We start from the raw sequence: 11,546 nt of genomic DNA, 5'->3' as shown, positions 1-11,546 counted from the left end.
ATTACGGCCGAACAAGAACTTTGAGTGCCTCACGTGTGTCCATCGCGCGGTAGGCGTCCGGTACCTCGTCGAGGTTGACTGTTCGGTCGAAAACCTTGCCCGGCTGAATCTTTCCGTCGAGAACGTCTGGCATGAGCTCCTCGATGTACGCGCGCACGGGAGCGGGACCACCGGTGAGTGTGACGTTGGGTCCGAACAGGCTGCCGAAACCGACGGGTGCCACCTCGTACTGGGGTACACCGACGCGGCTGATGACACCGCCGGGGCGGACGACACCGATCGCCTGCTCGTAGGCGGGCATGTGGCCCACGGCTTCGAGTACAACATGGGTGCCGTCACCGCCGGTCAGTTCGCGGACCTTGGCGATGCCCTCGTCGCCGCGCTCGGCGACGATATCGGTTGCTCCGAACTCGATGCCCAGATCGGTGCGCGACTTGTGACGGCCCATGAGGATGATCCGCTCGGCGCCCAGTCGTTTGGCGGAGAGAACCGCCATGAGGCCGACTGCGCCGTCGCCGATGACGGTGACCGAGGTGCGTTCGTTCACTCGACCCTTGACGGCAGCGTGGTAGCCGGTGCCCAGGACATCGGACAGGGTGAGCAGTGAGGGGAGCAGTTCCGAGTCTTCGCCGACGGGTGCTTTGACGAGGGTGCCGTCTGCCAGTGGCACGCGGATGGCCTCCGCTTGGGCGCCACCGATGCCGTTTCCTGCCCAGAATCCGCCATGGCGGCACGACGTCTGCAGTCCTTCGCGGCAGAACTCGCAGGTTCCGTCCGACCAGGCGAACGGGGCGATGACAAAGTCGCCTTTCTTCAGCGTGGCTACGTCGCCGCCGACCTCTTCGACGACGCCGACAAATTCGTGGCCCATCGGAGTGCCGCCCGGTGTGGCAGGCATGTCGTGGTACGGATGTAGGTCGGATCCGCAGACGCATGCTCGAACGATGCGTACCAGGGCGTCGGTCGGCTGCTGCAGTGCCGGGTCAGGCACGTTCTCGACGCGAACGTCTCCGGCGCTGTACATGATGGTTGCGCGCATGATGAATCCCCTTGGTTGTTCGGTTCGCGGTGTCGATACCCAGTGAACCGTCCGCATCACCCTGGCGGGAGTTCCTGTCGTTCCAGGTACCGGCAGTACCTCCCTGCGGTTCGACGACTCGAGTAACGTAATCGGCATGGACAACCGAGCCGAGATCCGCGAGTTCCTCAGCTCCCGCCGTGCACGTATCACTCCCGAGCAGGCGGGACTACCGGCGTACGGCGGAAACCGTCGGGTCAAAGGATTGCGCCGCGAAGAAGTTGCCTTGCTGGCGGGTGTCAGCATCGACTACTACGTGCGAATGGAACGCGGCAATCTGGCCGGAGCATCGGACTCGGTACTCGAAAGTCTTTCCCGGGCACTTCAACTCGACGAGGCCGAGCAGGATCACCTGTTCGATCTGGCGAAGACCGCAAGTGCGTCGGCTCCGCCGAAGCGCCGATCAGCACCCAAAGGTGTCAGTCCGGCCATTCAGCAGATACTCGACGCCATCACCGACGCCCCGGCGTGGGTTCGCAACGCCCGGCACGATATGTTGGCCGCCAATCGCATGGCCCGGGCGCTGTATTCGCCGGTATTGGCGGATCCACGTCGTCCGGCGAACAATGCGCGCTTTGTATACCTCGACCCGGCTTCGCAGGAATTTTTCACCGACTGGGAACGTGCCGCCGATGATATTGCGGCAATGCTCCGATCTGAGGCGGGGAAGAACCCGCACGACAAGGCGCTGACCGAACTGATCGGTGAATTAGCCACGCGCAGTGAGATATTCCGCACGCGATGGGCGAAACACAATGTGCGCTTTCATCGAACAGGTTTCAAGAAGGTTCATCATCCCGTTGTCGGAGACCTCGAGCTGAACTTCGAGGCGATGGAACTTCCGTCCAACCCCGGGCTGACGCTGCTGGTCTACACCGCGGCGCCGGGCACTCCGACGGCAGATGCGCTCAAAGTCTTGGCGAGTTGGGCGGCTACCCAGGATCAGTTGGATCCCGCCAACGACAAGGAATCTTCCCTGTAGGAGCACTCAGTTCGACGGTGCTGCCAGAACTTTCTTGAGAGCGGGGAGATCGAGAGTTGCCGCAAGATCTGCAATGGTGACTCCCGACAGCGAAGCGCGCCATACCTTTTCGGCGTCGGCCATAACCTTGGCGATACCGCACGGGGCGAGGCACTGCTCCGGTGGCGCGGCGAGGATCCCTTGTTGCCGAATCTCCGTGCACCGGAAGGCAGGTTCCTTACCGTCGACGGCCTGAACGACGTCGAGAACTGTGATGTCTTCGGGTGGCCGGGTCAGGACGTATCCACCGTCGCGGCCCTCAGTCGGATTGACAAGACCGGCCTGCGCCAGGGCGCGCAGATGTTTTGCCAGGTATGTCTTCGACACCCCGTGCAGTTCGGCGAGTCTGGCCGTGGGGACCGGGCCTTGCGCCTGGCTGAGGACCACACAGCAATGGAGCGACCACTCCACTCCTCCGGAAAGCTTCATGCCAGAACTCTATCGACGCCGTGGAAACCGGTTTGGGGCGGACATCGGTGGTGTTGTCTTTTTTCAGGCCTTCGAGGCCAACCACTCGTCCAGTGTTGTCGGCGCAATCCAGGCGTTCGCGCCGGGAGTCGGTGTGAGCGCGGCACTGTCGAGTTTCGCGCCGAAGTAGCCGGCCTCCGGATCGGGCGTCACCGAGCGGTCGTCCCCGGTGACGGAGAACAGGCGCCGTACCAATTCGTCGATACCCAGCGGTTCGGGTCCGGCGATCTCGACCGTCCCGTTCAACGGCGGGCCGGTCACAACCTCGGCGACGTGAGATACGACGTCCCGCGACGCGATCGGCTGAAGATGCGCCGGCGTTGCATGGACTGTGCCGTCCACGGTCCCGGCATCGGCAATTCCGGCGATGAACTCGAAGAACTGGGTCGAGCGGACGATCGAGTAGGGGATCGGGCCGGCCTTGACCAGGTCTTCCTGGGCGACCTTGGCTCGCATGTACCCGGAATCAGACAGTCGATCGGCACCCACGATGGACAGGATGACGTGGTGCCCGACGCCCGCCTTCTCCTCCGCCGCGAGGATATGGCCAGTTCCGTCGCGGAAGAAGGCCATGACGTCGTCGTCCGACCACGAAGGGGAATTTGTAAGATCAACGACCACATCTGCACCGGTCACGGCTTCGAGGAGGCCTTCGCCCGTGGTGGTGTCGATACCGTCCGCACGGCCGAGTGCCTTCACGTCGTGCCCGGCGTCGCCGAGCTTCGACGCGACCTGACTTCCGATGAGCCCGCTCCCGAAAATGACGATCTTCATGCCTGTCTCCTTTTTACTTGGATAAGTCGTGTCCAAGTATACTCGGACACGACTTATCCAAGTCGAGAGTTACCGGAACAGTTCTGCGGCCAATGCCTCGTACGTCGCAATTGGATCACCATCGGCCGGAAGCGCCTGGATCGCAACGTGGTCGGCCCCGGCCGCAATATGTTCACGCAACCTGTCCGCGATGGAACGGGCGGTCCCGTAGGCCACCAGCGCGTCGATGACACGATCGTTTCCGTCGTTCGCAATTTCGTCGGGTGCAAAGCCGAGGCGTTCGAGATTGGTCGTGTAGTTACGTAGGTGCAGATATGGATTGGCCACAGCCGGACGGCCGATCGCCCGCGCCTTGCCTGGATCGGTCTCGAGAACAACTTTGTGTTCCGGCGCAAGAATTTTCGACGGGCCGAGAATCTCGCGTGCTTCGGCAGTGTGTTCGGGAGTTGTCAGATAAGGATGCGCACCGGCAGCGCGATCAGCCGACAGCTTCAATACCTTGGGGCCCAGAGCGGCGAGGACGCGACGAGATTCCGGAACCTGAGCCGCGTCGAGTTCATCCAGGTAGGACACCAAGGTGCCGTACGGCTTCGAGTAATCGCCGGTGGCTTCGGGATGTCCGATGCCGATTCCGAGGAGGAACCGTCCCGGGTGCTTGGCTTCGAGTCGGTGGTACGACTCGGCAACTTCAGCAGCGGGTGACGACCAGACGTTGACGATCCCGGTCGCCACGATGATGCGTTCCGTCGCGTCGAGTAGCTTCTCGGCCACCAGAAGGTCCGCGCGGGGTGAACCTCCGATCCAGATGGTGCCGAACCCGAGTTTCTCGATTGCCGCCCCCAGATCCGGCTTCAATCCGGCGGCTCCTCGCCAGATTCCGTAGGTGCCCAGGTCAGGTGTCTGCGTCGCGTCAGTCATGGTGGTGGTAACCCGAGTGTGACCTGGATCTATTCCGTGCCGGGCGCACGGTAGTCGGTGGGGCGATTGACTGCTTCGTCGATTTCCTCCGGCGTGAGCAGGGTGACGGATTCGGATCGAGCCGCTCCTTCGGCGGTGGTGCGAATGCTCAATGCCGCGGCGGCAACGGCGTCGGGAAGGGTGCCGATGACAAACATGTCATGACTGCCGAGTGCAAAGTGGCAGGATTCGACTGTGCCGCCGACACTTTCGACCATGTGGGTTATTGCATCGCGGCGGGCGGTGCCACCTTCCTTCTGAAGGCCGGCGGCCCCGGTTGGTGTGTACGTCACTTGCCAGAGGTATTTCGGCATTTCGACTCCTTGCTCGGCAGGGGTATTCACCTCCGAGGGGTATACCCACAAAGTGGTAGGGGACAATCAACCCATGGTTGGTACTCCGGTGATCGTGACGATCGTGTCTGTCTGTGTGGGTTTTGTGATCTTCATGCTTGCGGCAAGCGGCGCCCGCGGAAAGTGGGATCGTCGGCTCGTCATCGGGTTGTTTGTCGCAGCAGTGGTGTGCCTAACCGTCGTGCCGGTGTCCGTTGCGCTCAGTGCCGGGGTATCGGGCGTCTAGTCTGAACTGGTGGCAGATATCCGAGTAGGTATCTCAGGGTGGACATATCCCGCCTGGCGTGGAGACTTCTATCCGAGCGGCCTTGCGCATCGCAAGGAATTATCCTATGCCGCAGAGAAATTGACTTCGATCGAAATCAACGGCTCGTTCTATGCGCTTCAGAAACCGGAGAGTTTCGCGAAGTGGCGCAGTGAAACACCGGACGACTTTGTGTTTGCCCTCAAGGGCGGTCGGTACATCACGCACATGAAGCGGCTGCTCGACACACAGACAGGGCTGGCGAACTTCTTTGCGGCGGGTGTGCTTGCGCTGGGTCCGAAACTCGGGCCGATCTTCTGGCAGTTGCCGCCCACCTTGCAGTTCGAGCCCGAACGGTTGGCGAGCTTCTTCGAACTGCTTCCGCGTACGACGACGCAGGCTGCCGAACTGGCCGCCCACCATGACGACAAGCTGACCGAAGACAGGGTATTGGCGCACGCAGAGATCGAACTCCCGATCCGCTATGCGGTGGAGGCACGCCATGCCAGCTTTGCCGTTCCGGAAGCGGTGGAACTGATGCGCGAGCACGACATCGGGTTTGTCGTCGCCGATACCGCGGGAAGGTACCCCCAGATCACTACGCCGACCAGCGATTTTGTCTACGTGCGCATGCATGGCGACAAGGAACTGTACGCAAGCGGTTACACCGACAAAGCCCTGGACAGTTGGTCCGAACGCGCTCAGGGCTGGATGAGCGACGGACTGGACGTGTTTGTGTACTTCGACAACGACATGAAGGGTTTTGCGCCCCACAACGCGATGGCATTTCTGGCCCGCTTCGCCTGAATGTGTGCTGTCGGTGCCACCTGGCAAGCTCACACGCGAGCGCGAACAAGGAGAACCGAACGTGAACCCCCAGCAGAGTTGGCCCACCGAGTGGCCGAAGGTTGCCCGCGACATCGCCGCTGCCACGGCAGACGCGCTGGCCGCGGTGCGAGCGGCCAACCGCGATGCGTTGACCGAGGCGGTCGATGAACTGCGCACGCTGTCGTTCGAGCAGGTCACATCGGTGCACGCGGCTATCGTTCGTGAACTCCTCGAGGACACCCACCCGGACGGACTCTCGAGCGAAGATGTGCAAGACGCGCTCACTGCCTGCGCCAAGGCCACCATCGTGTGGCTTCCCGACCTCGACGTGCAGGCTCTCGCCGCCGTGTACACCGGCGCGCTCGGCATTACCGATCTCGAAGACGATTCGTTCCGGATCGGCCACGGTGCATACCTGCGTTCAGCTGTGCTTGTGATCGGAAGCTTGTCCGCGGTTGTCAAGAAACCGCTGACGACGTACATCACCACCGCGATCGGCGAGATCGCGCGCGCTCAGACCATCGAGATGCCATGAGCGCGTAAACCCACCTAGGCTGGTTGTATGTCGAAAATTGCGAGTGCAGACCGGGTTTCGCACGCCGAGTTACTCGAATTCATCAGACCACGCCACCGTGCCACTCTCGTGACCGTCCGCAAGTCCGGCGAACTCCAGATTTCACCGATCACGTGTGGTGTCGACGACGAAGGCCGCATCGTCATCTCCACCTACCCGGAGCGGGCTAAGGCGGTGAATGTGCGTCGTACTCCCACGGTGTCGTTGTGTATCCACTCCGACGAGTGGAACGGACCGTACGTGCAGGTGAACGGGACGGCCGAGCTCATCGACCTGCCGGAATCCGTCGAGCCCCTGGTCGACTACTACCGCTCGATCGCCGGCGATCATCCCGACTGGGACGAGTACCGGCAAGCGATGCACAAGCAGGGCAAGAGCCTGATCCGCGTCACCGTCGATTCGTGGGGACCGATCGCAACAGGTGGGTTTCCGCCGGAGCGTTAGGGAGCTGTCGGGGAGAGGTGCAGGACGGTGGCGTCCCGCGCCTCGAGTGGTGCATTGCAATGCGAACACACCACTTGTGCGTGCAGTTGCTCGCCGCACCGATGTTCGACGACGGTCGGGGGTGGGCCGTCGATCACGTAGGTGTCTCCCCATTCCATGATCGCCATCAGAATCGGATACAACGCTTTACCTGACTCGGTGGCGACGTATTCGTAGCGTGGGGGATGGTCCTCGTACAGGCGTTTTGTCAGCACGTCGGCGTCGACGAGCGTCCGAAGCCGGGCTGCAAGAATATCCCGACTGGCACCGGTGCCCTTCGCGATGGCGTCGAAGCGTCGTTGCCCGAGGACGATCTCACGCAGGATCAGAAGCGACCATTTCTCGCCCACAAGGTCCAACGCCTTGGCGATGGAGCAGTTACGACCTTTGGGTGTCACGCTCACTCCGATCGACAGTGGGTTGCGAAATCCAACTTAGCACTTGACGGCATCAAATCTATGCCGCACTGTGAGTTGGGAAATCCAACCGACTAGACGAGGAGCATGACGTGGCCGATGTGGATCTCGAGGCAGCGAGCGCTTTTGTGAGCGCCGCAGGATTACAACTCGACGAGGTGTCCGGCACCAAAGTTGTCGGACATATCGATCTGTCCGACGCTCATCACACGCCGTGGGGTGTGGTGCACGGCGGCGTCTACACAACGGCTGTGGAATCGGCGGCAAGTATCGGTGCGAGTACCGCTGTCGCGGACCGTGGAGAATTTGCCGTTGGCGTTCACAACGGAACCGACTTCTTGCGAGCCCGCACCGGCGGACGCGTCGATGTCGTGGCACTTCCGATTCAGCAGGGCCGCGTTCAGCAGTTGTGGTCGGTTGTCATCACCGATCCGGAAACGGGAAAAGAAGTGGCGCGTGGACAGGTTCGCTTGCAGAACGTTCCGCTGCCGAAGTAGCTCAGTCGGGTAATCCGGCGTCGATGTTGACCGAGATTCGCTTGAGGAGTGCGGTGAGTTGCACTTTCTCGTCCTCGCTCAGTCCCGATAGCAACCGGCGGTCGCGTTCGACCCGGCGCGGAAACTCTGCTTCTACCAAAGCGCTTCCGGCTTCGGTCAATTGGAGAAGTACGACGCGTCCGTCACGTTCGAACCGTTGACGCTCCACCAGTCCGAGCTTGGCCAGTCGATCGGCGTGCTTGGTGGTGGCGGCGCCGCTGAACATGGTGACTGCGGTGACCTCGCTGGCGCGTAGTGGGCGATCGCTGCGGGCCAGTGCGCTCATCACGTCGAATTCGGCGCGGGAGACGCCACTGGGAGCGAGGGCGCGATCAAGTTGGTGGAGGGACTGCGAACTGATGCGGGTGATCCGTCCCATCACCTCGACCGGCGAGGTGTCGATGTCAGGGTAGGCGCGATTCCATTCACGACGGACTTTGTCGATGAAGTCGTCTTCGGGACTGTTGGCCTGATCCATGGCACACATCTTAGCGACTGATTTCACAGTACTTCACAAGTAATTTACTAGTGAAATAACTGTATGCTGGATTAGTGACGCCTACTCCGACCCCCACCACGACATCGAGCCGACTCCGCCATTCGAGCGGAGCAATTGCGCATTCGGTGTCAGCGCAGACGTGGCGGGCGGCTTTCCGGCTCGGTTCCGCCGACGCTGGAATTGCCCCGGCAATACGGGTCGGCCTGGCAACAGCGGTAGTCCTGATCTTGGGTGGTGCGCTCGGGCACGAAGAGCTGGCGGGATTTGCAGCGCTGGGCGCGCTGAGTGCGGCGTTCGGACGATACGAGCCATACCCCCGGTTGGCCGGCAAACTCGCGATAGTGGGCGCAGCGTTGGTTGCGTTCATTGCATTTGGTGCGGCTCTGGGGATGTTCGGTGTGCCGGTCTGGGCGCAGATCGGTGTTCTCTCGTTGGCGGCCGGCGCTGCCTACTGCTTCATCTCCGGCTTCCGCATCACTGGTCCAGGGCCGGTGATTCTTGTCTTTGCCGCGACGGGTGCAGCAGGCTTCGCCACGAGCTTTGCGGATCTGGTTCGGCTGGTGGTCGCCGGAACGATCGGTGTACTGATCGGATGGGCCGCGGCGATGCTTCCCGCGCTTGTGCTGCCGATGGGCCCCGCACGTCTGGCTGTCGCTCGCGCGCTTGCGAACGTCGGGAAGCTAGAGGCCGGTGGTTCAGTCCCGACTGCGCGGGCGTCGATTGCCCATGCGCGGACGGTTATCGCGTCGAGCAGTCGGATCAAGTCGACGCTGGGTCATGGTCGTGAACTGATGGCGGTGCTCGGCGAAGCGGATGCCGCAGTGCGATTGTGGAGCGAGCATGGCGACGCGTCGCTGATTCGCGATATTGCAGCGCACGAGGATGAGCTTCGTAAGATGAAGCGCTCCAGCATGATCGAGCACTCGCTCGAGCCTGTATCAGAATTGCCCGCGCCGGAGAACTACGTCGTCGCCGGTCTACGGCATCTGTACTCGCGCGCCGTGGTGATGAATGCCGTTCGTATTGTCATGGCGTCGGCATTGGCCGGATGGGTTGCCGCGGGCGCCGGACTCGAGCATCCGCTCTGGGCGTCGATGGGTGCGATGGCAGCAATGCAGGGGCTGAACTACAAGCAGACCGTTCAACGCGGAATCCAACGGCTTGTCGGCAACGTCGGCGGAGCGATCATCGCTGCCGCTCTGATCGCCCTGACGCTCGGCTATTGGCAGGCTGTTGTTGCAGTGGTGATTCTGCAGACCGCGGCAGAGCTGTTTGTCGTCAAGAATTACGCGTTGACGTCGGTTGCCGTGACGCCGATGGCCCTGGTGCTCATCGGTCTCAGCGCACCCATCGAGACCAGCGCGGCGCTCGCGCGAGTGGCGGACACCCTCATCGGAGTGGTGATCGGTGTTGTCGTCGCGGCCGTGACAATCAGCCGCGCCGATCGGAACCACGTCCTACGATGACTCCAGTGCATCGGAGTGAGGGGTTGTCGGGACGTGAATTTTCAGTCGAAGTCGATTATTGCGGCGCTGTGTGCTGCGGCAATTAGTTCGGTGGTCTTGGCGCCAATGGCGTCTGCGGAGGCACCTGGGGTTTCGGTTGCGACCGGAACCGTTGTGTCGAGCGAACCGCTACCGCGCGATCTCTGGATTCCGGGGACCGTCGACGCTACTCGATTCACGTACTGGACCATCGGTTCCGACGGCAGCCCTGCCCTCAGTAGCGGTGCGTACTACGTACCAGCTGGCCTCGCCCCCGAAGGCGGCTGGCCCGTCATCGCGTGGGCGCACGGAACCACCGGCCTCGACGACTCCTGCGCACCTTCCTTGGTCGGGCCAGGACTCCCGGAACGCGACTACCCGTATCTGGGCCACTGGCTCGCCGAAGGTTATGCCGTGGTCGCAACCGATTACGTCGGGCTGGGAACTCCGGGCCTCATGCCATACCTCGACGGAAAAGTGGAGGCGCACAGCGTCGTTGATTCCGTGAAGGCCGCTCGCGCCCTCGATTCTTCGATCTCGAATCGTTGGGCAGTGGTCGGACAATCGCAAGGCGGCGGCGCGGCAATCACGACCGCGCGATACGCAACCGAATACGGCGGGGATTCTCTCGACTACCGGGGCGGTGTGGGGACGGGTGTGCCCGCAAACATCGAACTGGTTTTCCTGCCGGCCGGTCCCGGATTTCCGCCCATTGCACTCGGCGGAGGCTTGACCTCGTACGCCCTCTACATTCTGGCGGGTCTGCGCGAAGCTCACCCGGAAATCGACGTCAACTCGTACCTGACTCCGCTGGGTCGCGAGCAGGTCGATCTGGCCGAAAAACTGTGCGCCGCAGACTTGGAAGATGCATCGAAGAAGCTCGTTCTGGGCGAGGTGCTGTCTCGCCCGCTGAACGAAATCCCGAACTTCTACGGTCTCCTGAACGACTACATGGGTGTGCCGACCAGCGGTTACGACCGCCCCATTTTCATCGGCCAAGGCTTGCTGGACGTGGATGTGCCTGCCCCGTCGGCACTTTCGCTCGTCGCGGCTCTGGTTGCGAATGGTGAACCCGTGACGTTCAAGGCGTACAACACCGACCACAGCGGCGCGTTGATCGAATCGCAAGCCGACACGATTCCGTTTGTCGCGAATCTCTTCCGCTAGTGAAGCGGTGGATTGCGGGTCTCGTTGCACTCGGCGTCGTTGCCTATGTGGGGTCCGTCGTCTGGATCTCCGTTGCCGCGAAGGGGCACACCTTCGACGTCGCGGATGCGCCCGAGGCTCCGGTGGTAATCGTTCTGGGTGCTCAGATCAAGGACGGCAAGCCGATGGCGTTCCTGAAAGGGCGCCTCGACGCGGCCGTTCAACTGGTCGAGGACGGTAAAGCGAGCGCCGTATTGGTGTCCGGGGACGCGAATGGGGCTTCGGGCGACGAGATCGCGGCCATGACAAATTACCTGGTAGAGCAGGGGATCGATGAGCGTCGTATCGTCGGGGATCCGTACGGCCTGGACACGTATGACACCTGCTCGAGGGCAATACATACGTATGGTGTGTCGAAGGCGTTGATTGTCACCCAGGGCTACCATGTTCCCCGCGCCGTCGCGTTATGCCGTGACGCCGGAATCGATGCGGACGGCGTGAACAGTGACTGTGGTTGCGCAACAACGACATTAGTCAAAAATGCTGCCCGAGAGTGGATTCTCGCCAAGCCGAAAGCGGCAATCGACATGCTGTCCGGTCGTGATGCCAAGGTTACGAGTCCGCCGGAGGATTCGGTCAATTCTGCTGTGCGCCTTTATTAACCGCGGTCGGTTAACAAAGGTGC

The 11,546-nt window shown here is 61.9% G+C and carries 16 protein-coding genes; 9 read left to right on the top strand and 7 right to left on the bottom strand.

Going from position 1 to position 11,546, the window contains the following annotated elements; translation table 11 throughout:
* Position 1: 1 nt before the first annotated feature.
* A complete protein-coding gene (locus KYT97_RS17080; RefSeq protein ID WP_045066747.1) occupies positions 2–1,039 on the bottom strand; it encodes a zinc-dependent alcohol dehydrogenase family protein in 1,038 nt (345 codons plus the stop codon).
* A 136-nt stretch (positions 1,040–1,175) separates the two neighbouring features.
* On the opposite strand from KYT97_RS17080, the gene KYT97_RS17075 reads away from it, so the two are divergent.
* A complete protein-coding gene (locus KYT97_RS17075; protein WP_033233564.1) occupies positions 1,176–2,060 on the top strand; it encodes a helix-turn-helix transcriptional regulator in 885 nt (294 codons plus the stop codon).
* A 6-nt stretch (positions 2,061–2,066) separates the two neighbouring features.
* Here KYT97_RS17075 and KYT97_RS17070 read toward each other — a convergent pair whose 3' ends face one another.
* The 4 genes from KYT97_RS17070 to KYT97_RS17055 form a co-directional block, all read right to left on the bottom strand.
* Complete coding sequence (locus tag KYT97_RS17070; RefSeq protein WP_045065355.1) at positions 2,067–2,528, bottom strand: RrF2 family transcriptional regulator; 462 nt, start codon at positions 2,526–2,528, stop codon at positions 2,067–2,069.
* Between the two features lie 63 nt (positions 2,529–2,591).
* Positions 2,592–3,341: an SDR family oxidoreductase gene (locus KYT97_RS17065; RefSeq protein ID WP_219110300.1), complete on the bottom strand. Its 750-nt coding sequence runs from the start codon at positions 3,339–3,341 to the stop codon at positions 2,592–2,594.
* Between the two features lie 69 nt (positions 3,342–3,410).
* Positions 3,411–4,259 (bottom strand): LLM class F420-dependent oxidoreductase, encoded by an 849-nt coding sequence (locus KYT97_RS17060; protein WP_219110299.1) that lies wholly within the window; start codon positions 4,257–4,259, stop codon positions 3,411–3,413.
* 29 nt (positions 4,260–4,288) lie between these two features.
* The gene (locus KYT97_RS17055) at positions 4,289–4,612 is read right to left on the bottom strand and encodes a GYD domain-containing protein (RefSeq protein ID WP_172937044.1); all 324 of its coding nucleotides are present in this window, start codon (positions 4,610–4,612) and stop codon (positions 4,289–4,291) included.
* Positions 4,613–4,685: 73 nt separating this feature from the next.
* On the opposite strand from KYT97_RS17055, the gene KYT97_RS17050 reads away from it, so the two are divergent.
* The 4 genes from KYT97_RS17050 (at position 4,686) to KYT97_RS17035 (ending at position 6,741) form a co-directional block, all read left to right on the top strand.
* On the top strand, positions 4,686–4,877 hold the full coding sequence (locus KYT97_RS17050; protein ID WP_033233559.1) for a hypothetical protein: 192 nt from the start codon (positions 4,686–4,688) through the stop codon (positions 4,875–4,877).
* A 9-nt stretch (positions 4,878–4,886) separates the two neighbouring features.
* Positions 4,887–5,702, top strand: a complete 816-nt coding sequence (locus tag KYT97_RS17045) for a DUF72 domain-containing protein (RefSeq protein ID WP_095887300.1) — start codon at positions 4,887–4,889, stop codon at positions 5,700–5,702.
* A 61-nt stretch (positions 5,703–5,763) separates the two neighbouring features.
* Complete coding sequence (locus KYT97_RS17040; protein WP_033233850.1) at positions 5,764–6,258, top strand: hypothetical protein; 495 nt, start codon at positions 5,764–5,766, stop codon at positions 6,256–6,258.
* A gap of 27 nt (positions 6,259–6,285) precedes the next feature.
* Positions 6,286–6,741, top strand: coding sequence for a PPOX class F420-dependent oxidoreductase (locus KYT97_RS17035; protein WP_033233557.1), 456 nt, complete (start codon positions 6,286–6,288; stop codon positions 6,739–6,741).
* Here KYT97_RS17035 and KYT97_RS17030 read toward each other — a convergent pair.
* Positions 6,738–7,178 carry a winged helix-turn-helix transcriptional regulator gene (locus KYT97_RS17030; protein ID WP_172937042.1) on the bottom strand — a complete coding sequence of 147 codons (441 nt, stop codon included), beginning with the start codon at positions 7,176–7,178 and terminating at the stop codon, positions 6,738–6,740. The genes KYT97_RS17035 and KYT97_RS17030 overlap by 4 nt on opposite strands.
* Positions 7,179–7,288: 110 nt before the next feature.
* Between KYT97_RS17030 and KYT97_RS17025 the strand changes: the two genes are divergently transcribed.
* Complete coding sequence (locus tag KYT97_RS17025) at positions 7,289–7,693, top strand: PaaI family thioesterase (RefSeq protein ID WP_033233555.1); 405 nt, start codon at positions 7,289–7,291, stop codon at positions 7,691–7,693.
* Position 7,694: 1 nt separating this feature from the next.
* Here KYT97_RS17025 and KYT97_RS17020 read toward each other — a convergent pair whose 3' ends face one another.
* A complete protein-coding gene (locus KYT97_RS17020) occupies positions 7,695–8,210 on the bottom strand; it encodes a MarR family winged helix-turn-helix transcriptional regulator (RefSeq protein ID WP_219110298.1) in 516 nt (171 codons plus the stop codon).
* 74 nt (positions 8,211–8,284) lie between these two features.
* Here KYT97_RS17020 and KYT97_RS17015 point away from each other — a divergent pair, with 74 nt between their 5' ends.
* Genes KYT97_RS17015 through KYT97_RS17005 form a run of 3 tightly spaced genes read left to right on the top strand, consistent with a single transcriptional unit; the run spans position 8,285 to position 11,523 of the window.
* Complete coding sequence (locus tag KYT97_RS17015; protein ID WP_425332387.1) at positions 8,285–9,697, top strand: FUSC family protein; 1,413 nt, start codon at positions 8,285–8,287, stop codon at positions 9,695–9,697.
* Between the two features lie 33 nt (positions 9,698–9,730).
* Positions 9,731–10,882 carry an alpha/beta hydrolase gene (locus KYT97_RS17010; RefSeq protein WP_219110297.1) on the top strand — a complete coding sequence of 384 codons (1,152 nt, stop codon included), beginning with the start codon at positions 9,731–9,733 and terminating at the stop codon, positions 10,880–10,882.
* Positions 10,882–11,523, top strand: a complete 642-nt coding sequence (locus tag KYT97_RS17005) for a SanA/YdcF family protein (protein ID WP_233365851.1) — start codon at positions 10,882–10,884, stop codon at positions 11,521–11,523. The genes KYT97_RS17010 and KYT97_RS17005 overlap by 1 nt, the downstream gene beginning before the upstream one ends.
* Positions 11,524–11,546 lie beyond the last annotated feature (23 nt).

It is taken from the genome of Rhodococcus globerulus (assembly GCF_019334125.1).
Taxonomy (GTDB): Bacteria; Actinomycetota; Actinomycetes; order Mycobacteriales; family Mycobacteriaceae; genus Rhodococcus_F; species Rhodococcus_F globerula.
The sequence above is the reverse complement of the archived record's forward strand: the minus strand, read 5'-3'. Positions and strand labels throughout refer to the sequence as shown.